The sequence below is a fragment of the Rhizomicrobium electricum genome (genome assembly GCF_011762045.1).
GTDB classification, from domain to species: domain Bacteria; phylum Pseudomonadota; class Alphaproteobacteria; order Micropepsales; family Micropepsaceae; genus Rhizomicrobium; species Rhizomicrobium electricum.
This window is the reverse complement of record NZ_JAASQS010000003.1, coordinates 366,944-390,237: the sequence shown is the minus strand read 5'-3', so window position 1 is coordinate 390,237 and position 23,294 is coordinate 366,944. Positions and strand designations below refer to the sequence as shown.

General features: G+C 64.0%; 21 protein-coding genes. 11 read left to right on the top strand and 10 right to left on the bottom strand.

All coding sequences use genetic code 11. The features are described 5' to 3' along the window. The first annotated feature begins 175 nt into the window (after positions 1 to 175). Genes FHS84_RS07390 through glf form a run of 4 tightly spaced genes read left to right on the top strand, consistent with a single transcriptional unit; the run spans position 176 to position 4,528 of the window. Positions 176 to 1,156 (top strand): GHMP family kinase ATP-binding protein, encoded by a 981-nt coding sequence (locus FHS84_RS07390; protein ID WP_166932464.1) that lies wholly within the window; start codon positions 176 to 178, stop codon positions 1,154 to 1,156. Positions 1,157 to 1,182: 26 nt separating this feature from the next. After that, positions 1,183 to 2,235 (top strand): tRNA preQ1(34) S-adenosylmethionine ribosyltransferase-isomerase QueA, encoded by a 1,053-nt coding sequence (queA, locus tag FHS84_RS07385; RefSeq protein ID WP_166932461.1) that lies wholly within the window; start codon positions 1,183 to 1,185, stop codon positions 2,233 to 2,235. Continuing rightward, positions 2,232 to 3,365: a tRNA guanosine(34) transglycosylase Tgt gene (tgt, locus tag FHS84_RS07380; protein ID WP_166932459.1), complete on the top strand. Its 1,134-nt coding sequence runs from the start codon at positions 2,232 to 2,234 to the stop codon at positions 3,363 to 3,365. Before queA ends, tgt begins: the two co-directional genes overlap by 4 nt. Before the next feature lie 59 nt (positions 3,366 to 3,424). After that, entirely contained in the window at positions 3,425 to 4,528 is a 1,104-nt protein-coding gene (gene glf, locus FHS84_RS07375) for a UDP-galactopyranose mutase (RefSeq protein ID WP_166932457.1), read from the top strand. Here the strand turns inward: glf and FHS84_RS07370 are convergent. The 7 genes from FHS84_RS07370 to rfbF all read right to left on the bottom strand — a co-directional run bounded on the left by FHS84_RS07370 (position 4,499) and on the right by rfbF (position 11,171). After that, entirely contained in the window at positions 4,499 to 5,443 is a 945-nt protein-coding gene (locus FHS84_RS07370) for a glycosyltransferase (RefSeq protein WP_166932455.1), read from the bottom strand. The two genes, glf and FHS84_RS07370, sit on opposite strands and share 30 nt — an antisense overlap. Positions 5,444 to 5,566: 123 nt before the next feature. Continuing rightward, positions 5,567 to 7,072 (bottom strand): oligosaccharide flippase family protein, encoded by a 1,506-nt coding sequence (locus FHS84_RS07365; protein WP_166932453.1) that lies wholly within the window; start codon positions 7,070 to 7,072, stop codon positions 5,567 to 5,569. Then, complete coding sequence (locus tag FHS84_RS07360; RefSeq protein ID WP_166932450.1) at positions 7,069 to 7,947, bottom strand: glycosyltransferase family 2 protein; 879 nt, start codon at positions 7,945 to 7,947, stop codon at positions 7,069 to 7,071. Before FHS84_RS07360 ends, FHS84_RS07365 begins: the two co-directional genes overlap by 4 nt. Next, the gene (locus FHS84_RS07355; RefSeq protein ID WP_166932447.1) at positions 7,944 to 8,807 is read right to left on the bottom strand and encodes an NAD-dependent epimerase/dehydratase family protein; all 864 of its coding nucleotides are present in this window, start codon (positions 8,805 to 8,807) and stop codon (positions 7,944 to 7,946) included. Before FHS84_RS07355 ends, FHS84_RS07360 begins: the two co-directional genes overlap by 4 nt. Then, entirely contained in the window at positions 8,804 to 9,364 is a 561-nt protein-coding gene (gene rfbC / locus FHS84_RS07350; RefSeq protein WP_166932445.1) for a dTDP-4-dehydrorhamnose 3,5-epimerase, read from the bottom strand. Before rfbC ends, FHS84_RS07355 begins: the two co-directional genes overlap by 4 nt. Then, on the bottom strand, positions 9,361 to 10,416 hold the full coding sequence (gene rfbG, locus FHS84_RS07345) for a CDP-glucose 4,6-dehydratase (RefSeq protein ID WP_208393747.1): 1,056 nt from the start codon (positions 10,414 to 10,416) through the stop codon (positions 9,361 to 9,363). The genes rfbC and rfbG overlap by 4 nt, the downstream gene beginning before the upstream one ends. After that, positions 10,401 to 11,171, bottom strand: coding sequence for a glucose-1-phosphate cytidylyltransferase (rfbF, locus tag FHS84_RS07340; protein WP_166932443.1), 771 nt, complete (start codon positions 11,169 to 11,171; stop codon positions 10,401 to 10,403). Before rfbF ends, rfbG begins: the two co-directional genes overlap by 16 nt. A gap of 123 nt (positions 11,172 to 11,294) precedes the next feature. Here rfbF and FHS84_RS07335 point away from each other — a divergent pair, with 123 nt between their 5' ends. Together FHS84_RS07335 and FHS84_RS22215 are read left to right on the top strand one after the other, a co-directional pair. Continuing rightward, on the top strand, positions 11,295 to 12,452 hold the full coding sequence (locus FHS84_RS07335; protein ID WP_166932441.1) for a hypothetical protein: 1,158 nt from the start codon (positions 11,295 to 11,297) through the stop codon (positions 12,450 to 12,452). Next, positions 12,449 to 13,588, top strand: a complete 1,140-nt coding sequence (locus FHS84_RS22215) for a glycosyltransferase (RefSeq protein ID WP_166932438.1) — start codon at positions 12,449 to 12,451, stop codon at positions 13,586 to 13,588. The genes FHS84_RS07335 and FHS84_RS22215 overlap by 4 nt, the downstream gene beginning before the upstream one ends. Here FHS84_RS22215 and FHS84_RS07325 read toward each other — a convergent pair. Beyond that, positions 13,585 to 14,496 carry a hypothetical protein gene (locus FHS84_RS07325; RefSeq protein WP_166932434.1) on the bottom strand — a complete coding sequence of 304 codons (912 nt, stop codon included), beginning with the start codon at positions 14,494 to 14,496 and terminating at the stop codon, positions 13,585 to 13,587. The two genes, FHS84_RS22215 and FHS84_RS07325, sit on opposite strands and share 4 nt — an antisense overlap. Continuing rightward, complete coding sequence (locus FHS84_RS07320) at positions 14,496 to 15,461, bottom strand: GumC domain-containing protein (RefSeq protein ID WP_166932431.1); 966 nt, start codon at positions 15,459 to 15,461, stop codon at positions 14,496 to 14,498. Before FHS84_RS07320 ends, FHS84_RS07325 begins: the two co-directional genes overlap by 1 nt. Positions 15,462 to 15,636: 175 nt before the next feature. On the opposite strand from FHS84_RS07320, the gene FHS84_RS07315 reads away from it, so the two are divergent. From FHS84_RS07315 to FHS84_RS07305, 3 genes are all read left to right on the top strand, one after another. Further along, positions 15,637 to 16,023 carry a hypothetical protein gene (locus tag FHS84_RS07315; RefSeq protein ID WP_166932428.1) on the top strand — a complete coding sequence of 129 codons (387 nt, stop codon included), beginning with the start codon at positions 15,637 to 15,639 and terminating at the stop codon, positions 16,021 to 16,023. Between the two features lie 124 nt (positions 16,024 to 16,147). Further along, a complete protein-coding gene (locus FHS84_RS07310) occupies positions 16,148 to 18,364 on the top strand; it encodes a peptidase domain-containing ABC transporter (protein WP_166932426.1) in 2,217 nt (738 codons plus the stop codon). Next, positions 18,361 to 19,779: an HlyD family type I secretion periplasmic adaptor subunit gene (locus tag FHS84_RS07305; RefSeq protein ID WP_166932424.1), complete on the top strand. Its 1,419-nt coding sequence runs from the start codon at positions 18,361 to 18,363 to the stop codon at positions 19,777 to 19,779. The genes FHS84_RS07310 and FHS84_RS07305 overlap by 4 nt, the downstream gene beginning before the upstream one ends. A gap of 26 nt (positions 19,780 to 19,805) precedes the next feature. Here the strand turns inward: FHS84_RS07305 and galU are convergent, their stop codons facing one another. Beyond that, positions 19,806 to 20,687: a UTP--glucose-1-phosphate uridylyltransferase GalU gene (galU, locus tag FHS84_RS07300; protein WP_166932422.1), complete on the bottom strand. Its 882-nt coding sequence runs from the start codon at positions 20,685 to 20,687 to the stop codon at positions 19,806 to 19,808. 104 nt (positions 20,688 to 20,791) lie between these two features. Here galU and FHS84_RS07295 point away from each other — a divergent pair, with 104 nt between their 5' ends. After that, positions 20,792 to 21,694, top strand: coding sequence for a tetratricopeptide repeat protein (locus FHS84_RS07295; protein WP_166932420.1), 903 nt, complete (start codon positions 20,792 to 20,794; stop codon positions 21,692 to 21,694). A 133-nt stretch (positions 21,695 to 21,827) separates the two neighbouring features. Then, positions 21,828 to 23,279, top strand: coding sequence for a capsule assembly Wzi family protein (locus FHS84_RS07290; RefSeq protein WP_166932418.1), 1,452 nt, complete (start codon positions 21,828 to 21,830; stop codon positions 23,277 to 23,279). The last annotated feature ends 15 nt before the right edge of the window (positions 23,280 to 23,294 follow it).

Here is a 23,294-nt window from a genome sequence, read left to right as displayed (position 1 = left end):
CGCGGCGTCAGCCCGAGAGGGCGCAATGGGAGCGCTATCGCGCCGTCATGCCGCGCCGACAGCGCTGACATTCGGGGATAATCCCTTGCGATTGCATGGACTTTTGCCCGCGTCTGTCCTTTACTTTCCGCGCGGGCGCGGCTCTCGTCCGCGAGGAATTTTCCGGAGATTCGAAATGATCATTGTGCGGAGTCCCCTGCGCATTACCCTCGGCGGCGGCGGCACGGACCATCCCTCCTACTACAACGAATACGAAGGTTTTCTGATCTCGGCGGCGATCAACAAGTACGTCTACGTCATGCTGCATCAGGGCTTTCACAACGACCTGGTGATCCGCTACTCCAAGCTGGAGCGGGTTTCGAAGCTCGAAGACGTGCAGCATCCGGTCGTGCGCGAAGTCCTCAAGATGATGGACATCGACTGGCGCGGCCTCGAGATCAACGTGATGGTCGACATCCCGACCCGCGCCGAGCTGGGAGCGTCTTCGGCGTTTACGACAGCGCTGCTCAGGGCCTTGCACATCTACACCAAGCGCAGCGCCCGCACCTCCGAGATCGCCCAGATGGCGAGCCAGATCCAGCTCGAAAAGCTGCAGGAACCGCTCGGCAAGCAGGACCAGTACATCTCGGCGCTGGGCGGCGTCCGCGCCTTCCGGTTCTGCAAGGACAATCACGTCGAGAACTGGCCCGTCACCATGACCGACGAGATGCGCGCCAATCTCGAGGACAGCCTGGCGCTGTTCTACACCGGCATCGATTCGCCGGCGCGCGAGATCGAGGAGGAGTTGAACCGCCGCGTGATGGCCTCCGACGACGAAATGGTGAACCACCTGCACTTCGTCAAGGAACTCGGGCTCCGGAGCCTGGAGGCGCTGGAGCGCGGCTATCTCAACGAGTTCGGCCAGCTGATGGACCAGCATTGGCAGCGCAAGCGCAACCGGTCGCGGTTCATTTCCAATCCGAAATTCGACGAATGGTACGAACTCGCGATGCAGAACGGCGCCACCGGCGGCAAGCTTTTGGGCGCGGGCGGCGGCGGCTTTTTCCTGTTCCAGACCAACGACAAGCCGCGCCTCAGGCGTGCGATGCTGAGTTCGGGCCTGAGGGAAGTGCGCTTCCTGTTCGATTTCGAGGGCACCAAGTCGCTGGTGCAGTAGCGGTCGGCTTGATGTAAAGAGCCGGCATGGACGTTTCGCTTTTCGATTTCGACCTGCCGGAAGACCTTATCGCCCTCAGACCGGCCGAGCCGCGCGACAGTGCGCGGCTCCTGGTCGTGCACGAAGATGGCCGGCTGGAGCATGCCCGTGTATGCGACCTGCCGGCCTTTTTGCGCGCCCGCGACGTGCTGGTGGTCAACGACACCAAGGTGATCCAGGCGCGGCTTCGCGGGATACGCGAACGCGCGGGCTCTCCGGGCGCGAAGATCGAGCTTCTGTTGCACCGGCGCTCTGCCCCCGACCGGTTTTGGGCCTTCGCGCGGCCGGCCAAGAAGCTGCATCCGGGCGACACGCTGAAGCTGGGCACCTCCATCGCGGCCCACGTGGTGGCGCGCGGTGAAGCGGGCGAGGTCGAGATCGGCTTCGAACTCACCGGCGCTCGGCTCGATGCGGCGATCGCGGCCGAGGGCGAGACGCCGCTGCCGCCCTATATCGCGGGCAAGCGCAAGGCCGATACCCGCGATATCGCCGATTACCAGACCATTTATGCCCGCGAAGAGGGCTCGGTCGCGGCGCCGACCGCGGGCCTGCACTTCACGCCGGAGTTGTTCACGCGGCTGACGGACGCGGGCGTGACCCGCGAACATGTCACCCTGCATGTCGGCCCAGGCACATTCCTGCCGGTCAGCGCCACCGACACTTCCAAGCACAAGATGCACTCCGAATACGCCGTGCTGGAGGCCGATGCCGCCGCCCGGTTGAACGCCGTCCGCGCGGACGGCGGGCGCATCGTGGCGGTGGGCACGACGAGCCTTCGCACACTCGAAAGTGCGGCGACGCCGGACCGCACGATCCATCCGATGGCGCGCGAGACCGACATCTTCATCACGCCGGGCTATCAATTCCGGACCGCGGACGTGCTGCTGACGAATTTCCACCTGCCGCGCTCGACTCTCTTCATGCTGGTGTCGGCGTTTTCGGGGCTGGATACGATGCAGCGCGCCTATGCCGAGGCGATCCGGGAGCGCTATCGTTTCTATAGCTACGGCGACGCTTGTCTGCTATTTCGCCGGCCATGAGCGACCAGACCCCAGCCTTCGCCCTCGAACTCCATGCCACCGACGGCGCCGCGCGCACCGGTATCCTCCACACCGGCCGCGGCGATATCCGCACGCCCGCTTTCATGCCGGTGGGCACGGTCGGTTCGGTCAAGGCGATGCTGCCGCAAAGCGTGCGCGAGACCGGGGCCGATATCATTCTCGGCAACACCTATCACCTGATGCTGCGTCCCGGCGCCGAACGCGTGGCGCGGCTGGGCGGCCTGCACAAATTCTGCGGCTGGGAACGGCCGATCCTGACCGACTCCGGCGGCTTCCAGGTGATGAGCCTGTCGAAGCTGCGCAAGATCACCGAGGAGGGCGTCGCCTTCCAGTCGCACATCGACGGCGCCAAGGAATTCCTCTCGCCCGAACGCGCCATGGAAATTCAGCGGCTCTTGGGCTCCGACATCCAGATGGTGCTGGACGAATGTCCGGCGTTCGGCGGCTCGGAAGAGGTGATCGAGAAATCGCTGGCGCTTTCCATGCGCTGGGCGAAGCGCTCGCGCATCGCGTTCGGCGAGCAGCCGGGCAAAGGCAATTTCGGCATCGTTCAGGGCGGCACGTTCGAGCACTTGCGCAAGCGCTCGGCCGAGGCGCTGAAGGAGATCGGTTTCCACGGCTATGCGGTCGGCGGGCTTGCCGTTGGGGAGCCGCAGGCGATGATGTTCGAGACCCTCGACTTCACAGTGCCGCATCTGCCCACCGACCGGCCGCGCTATCTGATGGGCGTGGGCAAGCCGGACGATATCGTCGGCGGTGTGGTGCGCGGCATCGACATGTTCGATTGCGTGCTGCCGACCCGCTCCGGGCGCAACGCTCAGGCCTTCACCTGGGACGGCACGCTCAATCTGCGTAATGCCTGCCATGCCGAGGATACGGGACCGATCGACACCGAATGCCGCTGCCCGGCCTGCCGCCAGTTCTCCCGCGCCTATCTCCATCATGCGGTGAAGACGAACGAGATCATCGCTTCGATGCTGCTGACCTGGCACAATCTCACCTTCTACCAGGACCTGATGGCGGCGTTGCGGACGGCGGTGGCGGAAAAGCGGATTGCCGACTTTGCCCGCACCTTCATCGCACGTTACGGCGAACGTAAGAGCGGCTGACCGGCGGCTGAAATTTTGCACAGGATGGAACTGCACATGCGCTTTACGCTTGTGTCGGAATGTCCAAGATTCTCGTCGTCGGTGCGGGCCTCTACGGCGCCGTCTGTGCTCATGAATTGACCGCGCGCGGTCATGACGTGCGCGTCATCGAAATGCGCAATCACATCGGCGGCAACTGCTATACGCGGTTTTCCGATGAAGCGGGCTGCCACGAGCACGTCTATGGCGCGCACATCTTCCACACCAATTCGCAGCGCATCTGGGATTATGTGAACCGCTTCGCGGCGTTCAATCATTACGTCAACCGCGTGAAGGTCCGCCACGGCGAGGCGCTCTACAGCTTTCCGATCAATCTGTTCACGCTCTATCAGGTGTTCGGCGTCAGGACTCCGGACGAGGCGCGGGCACGGCTGGCGGCGGAGCGCGAACCCATCTCCGAGCCCGCCAACCTCGAGGAATACTGTCTGTCGCTGGTCGGGCGGCGGATCTACGAGCTGTTCATCGAAGGCTATACCGCCAAGCAGTGGAACCATCACCCGCGCGAGCTTTCCGCCGACATCATCAAGCGAATTCCGATCCGCTTCACGTTCGACGACAACTATTTCAACGACCGCTGGCAAGGCATTCCGATCGGCGGCTACACCGCGATTTTCGAAAAGCTGCTCGATGGCATTCCGCTGGAGCTGGGGATCGATTTCGATGCCGATCGCGATTTCTGGCTCTCGCGCGCCGATTTCGTGATCTACACCGGATCGCTCGACAGCTTCTTCGGCTACACGGACGGGCCGCTCGAATACCGTTCGCTCAGGTTCGAGCGCGAAATCCTCGATACGCCGGATTTCCAGGGCAACGCCGTGGTCAACTACACCGAGCGCTCCGTGCCGTTCACCCGCATTCTCGAGCACAAGCATTTCGATCTCGCCACCGGCGGCGAAAGAACACTGATCACGCGCGAGTATCCCGACGACTGGGCGCCGGGGAAAATTCCGTACTATCCGGTTCACACTCCGCAGACGCTGGCGCGACTGGATCGCTATCGGGCGCGTGCCCGCGCGCTGGACGGCAAGGTGCATTTCGGCGGGCGGCTCGGCGAGTTCCGGTATTACGACATGCACCAGGTGATCGGCGCGGCGCTAGCCTGGCTCGACAAGTTCTCCGACTGAAGTCTTGGCAGGAACGCTCGCGTCCACCGGCAGGAAACGCTGCAGCGGCTCGCGATAGGCGGCTATCGCCCCCTTCAGGATCACGCCGGCTTTGGCCGGCGCCAAGAGCAGCGACCGCAGCACATAAAAGAGCGCAAATGCCGCCGACCAGGGCGAGAACATCCGGAAGAGAACGACTTTATTGCGCACTTCGTAGAATACGAAGGGCGAGTTGAGCAGACTCCGGGCGCTGGCGCGATTGCGGTCGTGGATGAAGGTGCAGCGGCCGCGATAGAGATTCCTGATCGGGCCATATTGGCGCGAGGCGAGATAGGTATAGGCCGTGTCGTCCGAGTAGATGAAGAAGGCCGGGCTCGGTACGCCCACCGCCGTCACCACGTCGCGACGGATCAGGAAACCGACGAAGGCGCAGTACTCGAAATCGCGCCAGAACGTGAAATCGTCGATCTGCTGCGGGCGGTGCGACGACTGGAAATACTCGTAGGCGCGCCACACGCTTCTGAGGAAACGGGCGCGGCCCGGCCGGTTCATCGACACCAGCGTTCCGTCGGTGTGGGTCACCGGAAATGCGCCGAGGCGCACGGAAGGGCCGAGTTGCGCGGCCAATTCGCCGTAGGCGAAGTTGGGCCACGAATCGTCGTCATGCAGCAGCGCGTAATCGCCTTCGCGCGACACGGCGACGAACCGCCTGAGCCCTTCGGAAAAACCGCCGGCGCCGCCGATATTCGTCGGTAGCGTCAACGCATAGTACTCCTCGAAATGGCTTTCGAACGCGCGCAACACCTCGGCCGTCTCGTCGGTCGAGGCATTATTGACGACGATGATGCGCTTGAAGCCGTTCTCGGCCAGTTCCGTCAGAGCGCGGCGCAGAAGCCGGGCGCGATTGTAAGTCACCACGATGCTGTAGACGTTCATGGAACCCATGTCGTTGAAGGACGTCCCGCGGAGTGCCGGGAGAAATAGGGAGATGTCCGTGTCTTCATCCTACCGATAACCCAAAAAGAGGAGCGCTGGATAGGTCTTTTCCCGTGACCAACATTACGATTGCGCGATTCGCGTGCCACGCCGCAGTTTCAGGAATCTGTATGCAGGCAAAACAGTTGCCGTTGCTGTCAATGCATATCCGGCGACAGCGGGTAACAAATGCAAATTTGTCAGGGCGACGGCGGCAATAAGCGGAACGCAGGAGACGAGCGGCCGGACCAGGGAACTCGCGACCAGTGCGGAAATGTCGGCCTTTTGCGGAAGCGTGCGCGGCATGTTGTAGAGAAAGTTGGCGGCGTTTCCGACGACGCCGCCCGCGAGCGTTCCGATCGCCACGCCGATCACGCCGATGTGAGCGGCCAAAACGAGACCGACCGTCAGATTCACTGCGCATTCGAGCACCGGCGTAAGGACGACGCGGCCTTGCCGTCCGCTTCCTATCAAAAAATTCATGTAAGGCATCGCCATCACGCGCGCGACGTTGGCGATGACAAGCAGCGTGAACACCGGAATCGCGACAGCCGCCAGCGGTTGCTTGATCCAAGCGACGAATATCGGTTGGGCCAGCAGCACCAGCCACGCGCCGCCGGCCAGAAGCGCCAGCGAGGTCGCGGTGGACGCGGTGTGCAGGAGCCGCATCATCTCGGCCGACTTGCCGAGGGCGTGTTGCTTGGCGAACACCTGCACCAGCGGGCTGAGGATGGTGTAGGCAACGCCGGCCGCGAACGTCACCAGATTGAGCGCGGCCCCATAAGCGCCGACCGCCGCGAAATCGTAGATGCCGACGATGGTGGTCTGCAGTCCGTTCACCACCAGCGTTCCCAGCGACCACACCGACAGGCTGATGCAGTACGTGACGAGCTCGCGCCGGGCCGCGGGGTCGATGGCGGCGAAGCTGAGCCGCCAATCCGGGCACATGCGGCGGAATACGGCACCCTGCACGACGTATGTGGCGATGTTGCAGAAGAAATAGGCGGCACACACGGCGACGAGATCGCTGGTAACGTAGGCGACCGCGACCAGCACGACGCCCATCGTCAGTTTGCTGACGGTTCCGGTTGCGGCGGGAATATCGTTGCGCTGCAGGCCGATGAAGACGCCGAGAATCCCGAGTACCGGCAGACCCGCGGCCAAAGCGGCGCCGACCCAGACGAGCGACCATCGCGCCGTCGCGACAAGATCGGGAGGAACCTGGCGGAAAATGGCGGGGAAGGCCCAGGCCAGCACGAGCATGGCCATCAGCCCGCCTATCGCAAGAACGGACAGGATCTGCAGGCCGGCGGCCAGCATCTTTTCGGCAAACGGCCGGTCGCCGCGTTCGAGCGCATGGGCGACATAGCGGCCGATGGCGATCTGCAGACCGAAACTCAGGTATCCGACATAGCCGCCGAGTTGCAGCACCAAAATCCACAGCGCGAATTCGCCCGCCGACAAGGTACGCACGAAGAAGAACGGCAGCACCAGACCGAAGAATGCGCCCGACAAACCGTTGATGACGTTGGACGCGGCATTGCGGACGAATTTCCGGATCTCGCGGCTCTCCGCGGCAACCGCGCTCATCGTCCGAATTGGGGTTTCAGGATGCGGCGCGCCGCTCTGAGCGGCCGTTTCAGGACCGGGAAGGTCGAGAAGAACATCACCGCACTCTGCGCCGCGTTGAGCCGCCAGAGGGCGGGCCGGATCTGCCGGTACAGGGGCGGGGCGAGGCGACGCTTGAGTTCGATGTTGAAGCGGTGCAGCGGCTGCACCCAGTCGCGCCATGTCGGCGTGAAGCGGAATATCCGGGCAAAATTGCGCGCGTAATGACCGGGCGGCTGGGCCTCACGGCGCAGCAGCAGTTCGTCGACCTCGATATGATCGCCTTCGACCAGTGTGAGTGCGACCGCCAGCCAGTCGTTGGAGGGCAGATCGAGCCCCGCCGGCCACGCGCGACGCAATACCTCGGTGCGATAAAGGCCGTAGAGCCGGCCGCAGGAGTACAGGGTATCGAAAAAGCGTGTCAACCGTTCGGCCGGCGTGCCGACGAGCGGACCGGTATCGGGTGCGATATCCTCGCGCGTGCCGGTGAAGTAGGCGATCTTCGGGACGCTGCAAACCGCTTCGGGGTGGCGCTCCAGCGCAGCGAGATTGACCTCGGCAAAACGCGGCTCCCACAAATCGTCGTGCGTCGCCCACATGAAATAGGGCGTTTCGGCGCGCGAGAGCGTGATGCGGAAATTCTCATACCAGGAGACGTTGACGTCGTTGCGGAAGACCTTGATGCGCGGATCGCGCGCAGCATAGGCGGCAGCGATGGCGCCGGTATCGTCGGTGGAGGCGTTGTCGTTGACGATCAGGGTGAAGTCGGTCAGCGTCTGCTGCAACAGACGATCGAGCGAACGCGCCAGCGTTTTGCCGCCGTTGTAGACCGGCAGGCCGATGGTGAGCCGCGTCATGGCGTCCGTCCTTCGAGCAGCAACGCGAGGAGCGCGCGGATCGTGGCGCCAAGATCGTCGGCAGGGGCGGGTTGATCCAGCGTCGTTGTGTAGACGAAATCGTCCGGGGCCGTATGGTCTGCCGACGGTGCGATCACCGGGCAGGGGCGGCCGGTCAGCGCTTCGTACTCGCGGGCACAGGTGCGCGCGAAGGCGAGGATCGTGCCGGTTCTTTTGCCGATCGGATTGATCCGCTCGAAGGCCGGAACGTCACGCGCCAGCCAGGCCTCGATCACGCGGGCGACATCGCCGGCACCGACGAAATTGCGGCGCTGCAATCCGTGCGACTTGAGTTCGATCCGGCCTTTTTCCACCGCTTGCCGCGGAAAGTCGAACGGCACCAGCGACCAGCGGCGGAAGTTTTCCGGCGGCAATCCGAACACGGCGCAGGGCCTGAAGATCAGCACCCGGAAATCGTCCGACGCCGCACGGCGCAGGATCTGCTCCGTCACGAAATGGGCAATGGCGTAATCGGAGCGGGGATCCGGCGGCGAGGTTTCGTCGATCTGGCCGCGCAGCACGCCGTAGATATGGGCCGAAGAGATGTAGCAGAGCCGTTTCACGCCGTCCGCGCGGGCGGTGGCGACCAATGTGTTGGTGCTGTCGATGGCATGGCGAAGGGCGCGAAGCGGATCGGAAAAGTCCTCGTCGATCACGCCGGCGGCATGGATCAGGGCATCGATGCCGGACAAGTCGAATTTGGGACTGGCGAGATCGACGATGCGATCGGCTGGTGCGCGGCGGCCCAGCACGAGCGCGTCCAAACGGCGCGCAATCGCCGAACCGAGCAATCCGTGGGCACCGAGGACAGCCGCGGTCACAGCAGGCCTCGCAAGGTTTCGATCAGGTGATGCGCAGGGTCGAAATCGGGCGCGCGCGAATCCTTTTCGGAAATCACCGCCGGCGCGAGCGGCCAGGACACCGCAAAGCGCGGATCGTCGTAGCGCACGGTGCGCTCGTGCGAACGCGCGTGCGGCGTCGACACCATATAATGCACCTCGGTGTTCGGCGCCAACGTGACGAAGCCGTGAGCGCAGCCGCGCGGCACGTAGAGCATGCGGCAGCCTTGGAGTTCGACGCCGAACGAGCGGCCGAAACTGGGGGAATCCGGGCGCAGATCGAGCGCGACGTCGTAGAGCGCGCCGACGGCGCAGCGCACCAGCTTCACTTCCGCCGCCTCGCCGTATTGGTAGTGCAGCCCGCGCAGGGTTCCGCGGCTGCGGCTCAGCGAGGTGTTCGCCTGTACGAAGCGGGTTTCGAGGCCGCGTTCCGCAAATGCCTCGTCGCAGAACAGGCGCGCGAAGAAGCCGCGATGGTCTTCGCGTTTTACCGGCTCTACGACGTAGACGCCGTGCAGCGGTGTTGCCTCGAAAATCATGCAACGATCCGGTCGGAAAAACGGGCGATCTCATCAAGACACAGCGCGCGCGCGTCGGCGCCCTGGTCGAAACGGCGGTACCAGTCGGCGGTCCAGGCGAGCGCGGCGCGGGCATCGAGCTGCGGACGCCAATCCAGCGTGGCGATGGCGCGGGACGGATCGAGCGCCAGCATCTTCATTTCCCGCGGACCGGGATCGTCGGCCCGCTGCCAACGCTGTTCCGTGCCGAGGTTCGCCAGCATCGTGTCGGCCACTTCGCCGACCGTGAGCGTCTCATTGGGCGGCGGACCGAAGTTGAGCGCGCGCGGAACGTTCGCACCCGCAGCCAGCCGTTCCGCATACAGAAGATAGCCGGACAGCGGATCGAGCACATGCTGCCAGGGCCGCGTGGCATCGGGGTGGCGCAGTGTGAGCGGCACGCCGGATTTCGCGGCGCGCCAGATATCGGGAATGATGCGGTCTTCCGACCAATCGCCGCCGCCGATCACATTGCCGGCGCGCGCGGTCGCAACGGGAGCCTCGAGGAAACTGTCGGCCATTGCGGCGGTGACGAGTTCGGCCGCTGCCTTGGACGCCGAATAGGGATCGTGGCCGCCGAGCGGATCGTCTTCGCGGAACGGGCGGCCGTCGTCGAGATTGCGGTAGACCTTATCGGTGGTGGCGACGACCACGGCGCGAAGAGTCTTTGCGGTGCGCAAGGCATTCAGTACGACGGCCGTGCCGGTGACATTGACGGAGATGGTCTCGAGCGGATCGCGATAGGAACGGCGCACCAGCGATTGCGCGGCAAGATGGAACACGATCTCGGGGTCGCTTGCGGCCACCGCGCGCGAAACCGCGTCTTCGTCACGGATATCGCCGGTGAGGGCGTGAATCTGCGGCCGGGCGAGCGTGAACAAGTTGGGCGTCGTGCCCGGCGACAACGCCAAGCCGGTGACCTCGGCGCCCAGTGTTTCGAGCCAAAGGCTCAACCACGCACCCTTGAAGCCGGTGTGGCCGGTGACGAGTACGCGCCGGCCGCGCCAGAACTCGCGCGTCACCAGACCTTCCACGGCGCGCGTCCTTCCTGCCAGAGTTTTTCGAGATAAAGCTTGTCCCGCAGCGTATCCATCGGCTGCCAAAAGCCGTCGTGCGCGAACGCGGCGAGCTGGCGGTCGCGCGCCAGACTTTCCAGCGGCCCGGACTCCCAGGTAGTGGCGTCGCTTTCGATGCGGTCGATCACCTTGGGGCTCAACACGAAGAAGCCGCCGTTGATGCGGCCGTCGTCCCCGTGCGGTTTTTCGGTAAAACGGACGACACGATCGCCGTCGAGAACCGTCACGCCGTAGCGCGAAGGTGGCACGACGGTCGTGACCGTCGCTTGCAGGCCATGCGCGCGGTGGAACGTGACAAGTTTGGTAATGTCAACGTCGGAAACACCGTCGCCGTATGTCAGGCAGAAAGGCTCGTCCGGATCGAGGACGTGGCGAACGCGTTTGAGACGGCCGCCGGTCATGGTTTCCGTGCCGGTGTCGACCAATGTCACTTTCCACGGCGGCACCGGTCCGCCGAGAAATTCCATGCCGTTGCGGGAAAAATCGAAGCACACGTCGGAACGGTGCAATACGAAATTAGCGAAGTATTCCTTGATGAAATAGCCCTTGTAGCCGAGGCACACGACGAAATCCGAAATGCCGTGCGCGGCGTAGATCATCATGATGTGCCACAGAATCGGCTGGCCGCCGATTTCGACCATCGGCTTGGGCCGCACGCTGGTCTCTTCGCTGAGACGCGTGCCCATCCCGCCGGCAAGGATCACCGCTTTCATGGTCGACGCTCATGCCACGATGCGCAGAGCGATGGCAAGAATGTATTGAGGTACAACGAATTCCGCAGCGGCAGCAATCGCGCGGCTTGATCGCGATGACGGTTTCACGCTAACGAACGCACGATGTTCAGGACTTGGCCCGTCAGCTGGTACGTCATGTTCGGGCTTGCGGGCTGGGGCGTTCCCGCGATTGTGATCCTCGGTCCGGCGGCTGCCGCCTATTCCCTTCTCGCCGTGCTGCCGATCCTCTTTTTCTGCTGGAACGACCGTCGCACGCTGCTCGAGGCGACGGCGCGCGACGACGCCGACCCCAAATGGCTGAGCGCGGATATTTCGATCGGCTTGATGGCCGTCGCCGTGCTGTTCACGCTTTACGATGCGGCATTCGGCAAGCAGATGCTGACGCAGAACGTGTTTCTCAATCCCAACGCGGTCGACGTGACCATCGCCAAGACCGATGCCGAGGTGGGACAAGGACGCAGTCTCGTCAACCTGATCGGCGACCTGATGGTGTTCATGCCGTTCGTGCTGGTCGATCTGGCGCGCCGGTCGCAGACGCGTTTTCGTCTCGGCATGATGGCGGTAGCCGCATTGTGCATCTTTTATCAGTCCGGCGCCTCGCGCGGCATGCTGTTGATGAGTGCCTTCGCGCTGTTCGCCGGTTCGGGACGGCTGACGCTGTTCCGCCTGATCGTCGGCGGCACCGTCGCGCTCGGGCTTTACGAGGTCGCGTCGATCATGCGCGGCGACATGGCCACCACCCAATATTCCAACCCGATGGCGGATTCGGTCATCTGGCCGTTCATCAATCTCGGCATGCTGAACGATGCGAGTTGCGGCAACGGCACGGTGCCCGGCTTCATCGGTCAGTTCCTGCAGAAATTTCTGCCGGGATTTCTCGTCCACAAGAGCGTGTTCTCGTTCAACGTCGAGATGACGCTGTGCATCTATCCGAGCGACGACGGCAGCTTCGAGTCCGTCTCGGTCTACACCTGGCTCGGCGAGATGATCTATTACCGCCCTTCGCTGGCCGTGGCGCTGGTGGCCGGCGTGATCGCCGCTGCCGAACTGCGGCTGGTGAACGCGGTGCTGAATGCGCTGCAGCTTCCGGCGACGCGCATCTTCGTCGGGCTGATGTGCATCTACATGCTTCGCTCGCGCATCCAGGACATCTACTCCTATCTCCTTCTGCTGCTCATCTTCGGGACCATCGTTCTGACCCCGCGTATCGTCGCCCATATGACGACGATGCGGAGCCGCCTGCGGCCGGTGCCGACGTGAGCCGGGCGCTTTATATCGGCCCCATCGACGGGCGCACGTCGAACGGCATGACGCAGCACCAGGAAACGCTGCTGAAGACAATGGCCGGGGAATTCTCGCGGCTGGACGTCCTGTCCCTGTTTGCGTCACCGCGGGATGCACAAGCGTGGCTGGAAGAACGCGGCATCCGGGCCTGTGCCATGCGGGGACCGTTTGCGCGGATCGCCCGTGCGAACGCGCTGGCGTGGCAGGCCTCCGGCACATTGCTCGCCTGCAAGCTGCAAATCGCCGACAGCTTTCCGTTTTACGTGAAGACGCCTCTGCTGCGGATGGGCAGCTACGATCGCATCTTCTGCTACTACGCCTGGGGCGTTCTACTGCTCGGACTCGACCGGTTCGGCGACAAGGTCACGGTCAATCTCGGCGATGTCATGGCCGACCGCCATCGCCGCATCGGGCTGCGCAAATGGATCAGTCTGCGCGCGGCCGACGAAGCGCGCGTGGTGCGGGCACCGATCCGTAACGCGGCCATTTCGCAATTCGATGCCGACGAATTTCACCGGCTATACGGTGTCCGCCTGCCGGTGATCCCCAGCGTTCCGCCCCAGCATGCGGAGCTCATTGCCTTGGCGGCAGGCCCGCGGCCGCGCACGGCGGGTTTCTTTGCCGGCAGCGGCAACGACATCAATCTCACAACCCTGCGCATTCTGGCCGAGCCGCGCTTCCTGGCGGCGTTGCGCGATGCCGGCATAGAATTCGTTGTCGGCGGTGCAATCTGCCGCGATGCGCCGGAGGATATTCGTGCGGCGCTGGCGAACGGCGGTGCGCGCCTGATCGGCAGGGTGCCGACGCTGACCGATTTCTACAGCGCGGTTGGAGCCATGGTGGCGCCGGTCGGGCCTTCGAGCGGCCTCAAGATGAAGTCGGTCGAGACGCTTCTTGCTGGCCGCAGCTTGATTACCACGCGCTGGGGCACCGATGCGGTCTTCGACGGCTTTGCCGGGCAGGTGTTCGTGCTCGAATGGCCTCCCGATCCGCACGCGATGGCGCAGACGGTGATTGCCGCACTGGAGGACACCACCTCCAACCGGTCGGCGTCAGCGCGAAGCTATGTCGATCGTTCGCTCGCGGCGTTCATCCGGTCGTTGCGCGGCTAGACCGACTGCAAGAACGGCAGCCAGCGGCGCTGGAACATCGCGGCGCCGGCGAGTTCGGAGCGTGCGGTTGCATCGACCGGCTTGCGATCGGTTTTGGTGGCCAAGCGGAGCAGGATCACCCGAAGCTGATCGGTAAGGCTTTCGGGACCTTCCGACAAACGCAACTCGTAGAACAACCCTAGGCGTTTCAGGGCTTCGCGGAACGGCTCGAACGCGGTGCCGATGACGGGGATCGAACTCATCGCGGCATCGAGCGTGACGCCCGACTGGTTGAGCGGCACGCCGTAGGGATTCCACACCGCGGCGCAACCGGCGAGAAACGCGAACTTGTCGGCCTCGGTGGCGCCGCCCTCCGGGGCAGGAAAGTAGGCCGGGACGAATCCTTCGGCGCGGATCGCCGGTTCGAGCGCGGCGAAGACATGCTGCAGCCGGTGATGACGGCGGGCCCCAATGAAGCCGATGCGGTTCGCCACCGGTGCGGGCGCGGGGCGCTCCTCCCAGAACGGCAGCGGCAGGAACACGTCGCCGTGCGCCATGCGGTCGTAGCGAGGCACCGCGACGAGATCGGCAACGCCGCGGAAGCTGAGCTCGGCGTATGCGGCGAGGAAGCTGTAGACGAGCGGATCGTCCTTCACCAGCTTCTGCCCTAGGCCGCCAGGCTCGTGCAGATAGTAGACGATCTTGGCGCCGCGCAGCTTGCAGGCCCAGGCGAGTGCGAGCGACGCCGGCGAATTGTCCCAAATCACCACGACGACCCGGTCGCCGCGCAGCTTCTTCAAATCGCGAAAGCGCGAGATCCGCTCGTAGCGCGCTTCGGGGTCGAACATCCGTCCGTAGCGCACGATCGTCTCGGCGTGATCGAGCAGGCCCGGCTTGCGCGGATGGCAGAGAGACAGAACCGTGCGCACTATGGTTCCACCATTTGGCGGACGGAGGCTTGGTTGCGGCGGCGAGCGAATACCATCGGAACGCCGAAGCGCGCCCACACCCCGCCGATCACCGCGCCCAGGAACGCGCCCAATACCCATAGCAGTGGCACGTTGGGAGCGACCGGCTTGGTCGAGACCTCGGAATTGCCGAACGGCTCCGCTGCGAACGGCAGGTTGGAGCTCGCCGCCATGCGCAACTTTTCCTGCTCGGAGGCCGTGTCGATCAGCGCCTGGCGGTATTCGGCGATGGTGACCTTGTTGAGCTCGCGATTGATGTAGTCGATGTAGTTGGTGGCGCGCACCATGGTGCGGTCGCGCAAGTATCCGTCGATCGCATTGTGCAGGTCGGTAAGGAGGCGGATCGCCGTTTCCGGATGCTCGGAGCGGATCGAGATGCGAGTGATGCGGGTTTTCTTGTCGGTATCGACCGAGACGTTCTTCTTAACGTAATCCTGCAGCCGTGCCGCATCGGGCGGGGTCCAGGACCGCAAGGGGAAGCCGAGCAGTTCGGCAACGCTGCGGGCCGCGGTGCGCATGGGCGAGTGGGGCGGATGCCAGGAACGGGTGTCCTGCGACCATTCCTTGGGAAACAGCGCGTGCATCAGATCCTGATCGCGCACCAACCGCTCGGTTGCGACCCGTGACGTCAGGCCGGCGAGGTAATAGTCGAACGGATCGTTGCGGCTCGCCAGCGGATTGGCAATGCCAAGCGCACTGCCGAGATTGCCGAGGCTCTTGAGCGAGGATGTCCCGTTCTGCGCCGTGGGCGTCACCGTCAACGCGACGTCGTAGACCCGCGCCGCGAGATGGGCGTAGATCGTCGCTACCAGGAGGCCCGCGGCCGCCCCGACGAGAAGCGCGCGTCGATACCGGACCAGGAACTCCAGCACCATGCGCCAGACTTCCGCGGTGTCGGCGGAGGCGTAGAGGGATTTGTCGACCATGATGCACGCGTATCAGTCGCCGACGGCAATGCGCAAGCCGTCAAAGGCGGTGACGCAGCGGCAGTTATCGTCCGTATAGAGATGAAATATCCGAAACCTGAGGCGGTCATTCGCCGGTTGCATTAAAAGTCTCCGTTCCGTAACACTGGCGCGCGGTATTTCTGCGGAGCGGCGCGTGAGCGAACAGGTCTTTGCCGACGGCATCGGTCCCATCGTGGTGGTGGGCGGCACCGTGCGGCTCGATTTCATCACTTTCATTCCGGACGAGGGCGAGGCCGGATCGCGCCCCAAGCCGGCGGTTCAACATCGCTTATTCATGCCGACGGAGGCCTTCCTGATGGCGGCTCGCCGCTTCTCCGAGGCGGCCGAAGCGATCGCCAAGCTGGAACAGGAACGGGCGGCCCAGGGCGGAACTGCCGCAGCGCCGGCGCCGGTATCATCGCCGGTGTCCCAGCCGGTCCCGCGGCCCGTCACGCCGCAGGCTCCGGAGCCGGCGAAGCCGATTGCTGCGGCGAATGAGCCTTTCCCTCCCGTCGAACGGCCCAAACCGCCCTTCCCGTAAGCTTTGAGACCGCCGTTAACCGGCCAGAGCACCTGTCAGATTCGTAACGCCCCGCGACGGGGCGCCTCAGCCCCACTGCATGTTCGGGTTGTATATTGCCCCCAAGCAGGCAGGGCAGTTGGGCATGACCGAAACGGTTTCTTTGGCGCATGAGAATGGGGGCGGGGACGCGGGCCAGTCGGCCTGCGAGCAGACCGGCTACAAGGCCCTCGCCGCGGTCGCGCGCCATTTCCAGCTCGACTGGAGCGTCCCGCGCCTGCTGCATGTCTATGGCAAGGATGTAGAACCGGCCGCCGAAGAGTTGGCGCGCGCCGCCCGTGCGGAGGGCCTGAAGGCTCAGGTTCACACACTCGATTGGGAGCGTCTGCAGCGCTTCGCCAAACTCACGCCGTTCCTCGCCCGGCTGAAGACCGGCGGTTATGTCGTGCTGCTGCAAACCGGCATCACGCTCCAGGCCAAGCCGGGGCTGGAGCCCCCGCCCGAGGGCGAACATGTCGTCATGTTCAATCCGCGGGTGCCCGAAGCCAACCTGTTCCCGATTCCCAAGGACGAGTTCCTGGAATATTGGACCGGCGAGATCATCCTGCTGAAGCGCGTCTACAAGATGTCGGACACCAACCGGCGCTTCGGACTCGGCTGGTTCGTGCCGGAACTGTGGAACCAGCGCGTTCTGTTGCGTAACGTGGTGATCGCGGCGCTGGCGATGCATTTCCTGGCGCTGGCGGTGCCGATCTTCTTCCAGATCGTGATCGACCGCGTGCTGGTCTATCTGTCGATCTCGACGCTGACCATCATCACCACCGGCGTGATCGTCGCGGTTATATTCGACGGCATGCTGTCGTGGCTGCGCGGCTTCTTCATATTGAATACAGCCAGCCGCATCGACATTCGCCTGGCGCGACGAACATTCCGCCATCTCGTGGCCTTGCCGATTGCCTTCTTCGAGCAGCAGCTCGCCGGCGTCGTCACCAAGCACATGCAGCAGGCGACCCAGATCCGCGAGTTCCTCACCGGGCGGCTGTTGACCGTGCTGCTCGACATGCCGGCGCTGTTCGTCTTCCTACCGCTTCTGATGTGGTACAGCATGCGGCTGACGCTGGTCGTGCTCGGCGTCACCGCGATCTTGGGGCTTACCATTGCCGCGATGATCGGGCCGTACCGCAAGCGCCTGCGCCATCTCTATCAGGCGGAAGCCCAGCGCCAGTCGCTGCTGGTGGAAAGCATCCACGGCATGCGCACCATCAAGTCGCTGAATCTGGAGCCGCGGCGCGAAGAGGAATGGGACAACGCCGCCGCCGAAGCGGTGCGCACCTACGTCCAGGTCGGCAAGATCAGCCTCGCCGCCAATACGTTCTCGCAGATCACCGAAAAGTCGATGACGATCGCCATCGTCGCGATCGGCGCCTTCCTGGTGTTCGACAACTCGCTGACGGTCGGCGGTCTGGTGGCGTTCAACATGCTGTCGGGGCGCGTGGTCAGCCCGGTGCTGCAACTGATCGGCCTTCTGAACCATTATCAGGAAGTCCTGATGAGCGTCGAAATGCTCGGCAACGTGATGAACCAGCCGACCGAGCAGACCCATCGCGGCCTGACGCCCAACCTGAAGGGCGACATCGTCGTCGACCGGGTCACCTTCCGCTATCCCAATACCGACCGCCCGGCCTTGCGCGACTTTTCGGTCGAGATCGGCGCCGGCAAGATGATCGGCATCGTCGGCCGCTCCGGCTCGGGCAAGACGACGTTGTCGGCACTGTTGCAGGGCCTCTACTATTCCGGCGAAGGCGCGGTTCGCATCGACGGCCATAACATCCGCGATATCGATCTTGCTTATCTGCGCAGCCAGATCGGTGTGGTGCCGCAGGAGCCGTTCCTGTTCCGGGGCACCATCAAAGACAACATCCGCATGGGCCTGCCGACGGCGGGGTTCGAGGAGATCGTCCAGGCGGCCCGCGTCGCCGGCGCCGACGAGTTCATCCAGCAATTGCCGCAGCGCTACGACACGCTGCTCGAAGAAAGTGCCGTCAACCTATCGGGCGGCCAGAAGCAGCGCCTCTCCATTGCCCGCGCGCTGCTGCGCCGGCCGCGCATCATCATCTTCGACGAGGCGACCAGCTCGCTCGATCCCGATTCCGAATCCATCGTGGTGAGGAATCTCGCCCAGATCGCCAAGGGCCGCACCACGATCGTGATCTCGCACCGGCTGCAGACCATCCGCGCCGCCGACGCGATCCTCGTGCTCGAAAACGGCGAGCTTTCCGATATGGGCCGCCACAGCGAGCTCCTCGAACGCAACCCGGTCTACCGGCTGTTGTGGTCGCAGCAGATGCAGAGGCCCGAATGAACCGGTATCTGTCAGACCTCATCTATGCCGCCGCCCAGCGGTTCAAGCGGTTCCACGCCTGGTCGGACCGCACCATCGACCAGATGTTCGGTGGCGTCGATCCCGACAGCCAGCTAGCGCATGCGTTCAAGACCGATGCCGAGGCGCTTGAAGAGGCGCCCGTTCCGCTGTCCGCGCATATCGCTCTTTACGCCGTGCTGACCTTTCTGGGGCTTGCGATCATCTGGTCGATCGTCGGTACGCTCGACCGCATCGTGGTGGCGCAGGGAAAGATCGCCACCAGGACGCCGCTGATCGTGATGAGCCCGTATACGACGTCGCGCATTCAGCAGATCAGGGTTCTGCCGGGCGACCATGTCAAAAAGGGCCAGATCCTCGTCTCGTTCGATCCCGCCTTCGCCCAAGCCGACGTCGCCGCGCTCGAGCACAAGGTAAAGTCCTCTTCGGCCGAAGTCGAACGGCTGGAAGCGCAGCTGGGCGGACTGCCGTTCACGACGGCGCCGGACGATCCGCCGGAGCGCAAGACCCAGGGACAGATCTACACCCAGGAGCAGGCGTCCTACGCCGCCGAAATCGCGCAGCGCAACAGCCGCATCAGCGCGCTCAATGCGCAGATCAAGGCCGACGTGTCGGCGGTCGACGGCCTCAACAATCAGCTCGGCATGGCCAACAAGGTGGTCGGCATCTATCAGGGCTTGGTGGCACAGAAGGCCGGCGCGCCGCTCGACGTGATGAAGGCGCAATCGAACGCCATCGACGTCCAGATGCGGCTGCAGAACACCCAGGGCGACCTCAAGAAGCTGACGGATCAGCGTGCCGAGACGGCAGCCGAGCGGGCGTCGTTCCTCGACAAGTGGCGCAGCGATCACAACCAGCAACTGGTCAAGGCCCGGCAGGACCTCGCCGACGCGAGAGAAACCCTGAACAAGGCCCGCCAGATGAAAGAATACGCCGACCTGCGCGCGCCTGCGAACGCGGTGGTGCTCGAAATCGCCGACCGCTCGGTCGGGTCGGTGATGAAAGAGGCCGAGACGCTGGTCACGCTGGTGCCCGACGGCGCCGATCTCTATGCCGAAGCCAATGTGCCGGCGCGCGACGTTTCGCATCTCAAGGTCGGCAATACGGTGCGGGTGAAGCTGGAAGCCTATCCATTCCAGAAATACGGCACCATCGACGGACGGCTCGACGTTCTGAGCGCGGATTCGGTGCCGCTCAAGGAAGACGAAAAGACCCAGCTCGTCTATCACGCCCGCGTGCGGCTGCTGACGCCGTTGGCGGAACTCGCCAAGCGCGGTTTGCGCGTGCGCCCCGGCATGGTGCTGAGCGCCGAAATCAAGACCGGCAAACGCACCATCGCGTCGTATGTAATGAACCCGATCCTGCGCACCGCCGACGAAGGCATGCGCGAACCGTAAGCTTCAGTCTGCGGCTTGGCCGGGCGCTATTTCGAGTACTGCTTCAGGATCGCGCGCAGCGCCGGAGCGATGTCGGGGCGCTTGAGGCCGACCGCGATGTTGGCGTGCAGGAAGCCGACCTTGTCGCCGCAATCGTAGCGTTCGCAATGGGTTTCCACCGCGTGGAACGGCATCTTGCCGATCAGCTTGGCCATCGCGTCGGTGAGTTGGATCTCGTTGCCGGCACCACGTTCCTGGCTGTCGAGGATGCCGAAGATTTCCGGCTGCAGGATGTAACGGCCGATGATGCACAGCGTCGACGGCGCCTTGTCGGGATCGGGCTTCTCGACCAGCGCCTTCACTTCCGTGGCATTGCCGTTCTTGGCGCCGGGATCGACCACGCCGTAGCGCTTGGTCTCTTCGCGCGTCTTGTTTTCCGCCGCGACGATGCAGCCGCCGCCGACGCGGTTATAGGCTTCCACCATCTGCGCCACCGAGCCGGGCGTTCCCACCATCAGGTCGTCGGGCAAGAGCACCGCGAAGGGCTCGTTGCCGATGAAATGGCGGGCACACCATACCGCATGACCGAGGCCGAGCGGATTCTGCTGACGCACGAATCCGACCGAACCTGTCTTTGGCAGCATCTCCAGAAGGCTGTTGAGCTGGTCGGTCTTTTCGCGCGCTGCAAGTTGCGATTCGAGCTCGTAAGCGTGATCGAAATGGTCGGAGATGACCTGCTTGCCGCGGCCGGTGACGAACACGAACTGCTCGATGCCGGCTTCCTTGGCTTCCTCGACCGCATACTGCACCACCGGCTTGTCGACGATCGTCAGCATTTCCTTGGGGACCGCCTTCGTCGCCGGCAGGAATCGCGTGCCGAGGCCGGCAACGGGCAGGACTGCTTTGCGGACGGGGCGGGGAGTTGTCATAGGAACCTGTGCGTAAGTTGACGTGTTCTGCACTCTCTATTCGCATATCGGAGCGGTTTGCGTCTACTCGCAATAGGAATACCTGTTTTTTTCGGAGGGGCCGCGTGCGCCTTGGTCGCCTCGCGTGCATTGCCATCATGATGACAGCGCTGGCAGCGCCTGCTCCGGCGCCGTCGGCGGCAAGCGTTGCGCGTGCGCAGATCGAATCAGCCGTCGCGTTGGAGCAGGCTGGACGCTATGGCGAGGCTGTCGAACAACTGTCGCATGCGCTTGCGTCAAAGGCGCTTTCCCATGCCGACGCGGCACGCGCGTTCTACGATCGCGGCCTCGCCTATGACGGTCTCGGCAATATGCGTGCGGCGGTGGCCGACTACGGCGCCGCGTTGCGTCTCGATCCGGGGCTGGCTTCGGCCTTGAACAGTCGCGCCAACACCTTCCGCCGCAGCGGCCGCCTGGACGCCGCTAAGCGCGATTATGCGGCGGCGCTCAAGTGTCCTGGCGCGGCGCGCGAGAACGCCTATTACGGCCTCGGTCTGATCGCGCAACAGCAAGGTGACGCGAATACTGCGCGCGATTACTTCCAAAAGGCATTGTCCGCCAATCCCGGTTTTACACCGGCGGCGGAGAGTCTGACGGCGGTGATGCCCGCCAAAACCGAATCGGGCCTGCGCCCGTCGCAGGACGACAGCGGGATCATCCCGACCTCCGCGGAACCATCCGCGACAAAGCCGGTGATCGAAATGCCCGTCCCCGCGGGTGCCAAGCCGGTGCTGGTGCAACTCGGTGCGTTTCAGACCGAGGCCTCGGCCCGCGCGGCCTGGGACAAGATTTCCGCGGCATCTGGGGATGCTTTGCGCGGACTGACGCCGATCGCCAGTCCGGTGGACCGATCCGGCAAGGAGCGGCTATGGCGTCTCAGGACCACCGTGCCGAGCCGCAAAGCGGCGCAAACTTTGTGCTCCGCACTGACGCAACGACAGCTCGTTTGTGTGCCGGTCGGGCGTTGACGCCGGTCTTGTGAATTACGCACATTGGTCGCGTTCTAGCTTGGTCGGTGCCGCAGGCGTCCGGCTTCTTCGATAGCTGCGCTTTCCAGCGAAATCCGGTTTCGGTTTTCCGAAAAGCGCCCCAGGAGACGTCATGCGGATTCGGCTTGCCGGAATCGGACTGCTGTTTGCGGCCTCGGCGGCCGCAGGGCCGTGGGCCGAGCCGGGTGACGCCGCTTTGCGGACCGATATCGAACTGCTCGCGGGTGCCGGTGTGGTCGACAACATCACCACCCATTGGCCGGTGCCGTGGGCGGGTCTCCTCGACCGATTGGATACGGCTTCGCTCGAAGGCGCTCCCGATTACATCCGCGCGGCGGCGCATCGGCTGCGCGCGCGCGGCGCCGAAGAGACGCGCACGGGCGAACTCAAGATGGCCGTCACCTTTGATACGGCGAGCTCGCCGAGCATGGTACGCGGGTTCGACGCGCTCGGACGGCAGACGCTGGAAGGCAAGTTCGTCGTCGACTATCTGTGGAGTGGCACGGCACTGCATCTCGCACGCGGTGCACGGAGCACCACCAAAGGCGACCGGCAGATTCTCGATCCCGACGGCTCCTATATCGCCCAGCGCATCGGCGATGCGGTGGTGTATGCCGGCTATCTCGATCACTGGTGGGGGCCGGGATGGATTTCGGCGCTGTCGGCGTCCACTAATGCGCGGCCGATTCCGCAAGTCGGCTTTGCCCGGGTTTCGACAACGCCGTTCGAAACGCCGCTGCTGTCGTGGCTGGGGCCGTACCAGATCGAATTCTTCGTCGGCCAGCTCGGCGGCAAACGCGTCGCGAAAAACACGATCTACAACGGGCTGCGGTTTGTATTCAGTCCGATTCCGCATCTTGAAATCGGTTTGGCGCGTATCGACGAGATGTGCGGCACCGGCCATCCCTGCAAGCCGCTGACGGGCTATTTCAACCTGTCGAACGATCCCAAACACACCAACATCGTCAACGATCAGGGCAATATCGACATCCGCTACAGCCGCTCGTTCGCGCATTGGGGATTCGAGGTCTACACCCAGGCGATGAACGAGGACACCAATCCGATCTCGCATTCCTCCACCAGTCACCAGTTCGGTGGCAGTCTGTTCCTGCCGCTTCACGACGGCGTGGGGCGCCTGACCGTCGAGTACACCGATAGCGTCGCGACGCAAAACCTGTTCGGCGACACCGTGCAGCACGGCATCGCCTACAACAACTACAGCTATGTCGACGGCATGCGCTATCGCGGCCGCACGCTCGGCTTCAGTCTCGACAGCGATAGCCGCCTGTTCTCGGTGCAAAGCGCCTTTACCGACGATGCGGCGCGGAGCTTCACCTTGACTTATCACCACGCACAGGTGTCGACCCCGGCCAATCTTCTGGGCAATGCAGTGACCGCTGCGCCGGTGACCGTGAATATGGGGGTGGCGCGGGTGTCATTGCCGCTCGACTTTGCCGGATGGCGCTGGCGCATGGACGTCGAAGGCCGCCTGCAGGACGACCGCCCGCGCCCCGATCACGGCTTCCTCGCCTCCATCGAAGCGGCATTGACCGTTAACCTGTAGAGGCAATTCCAAAAC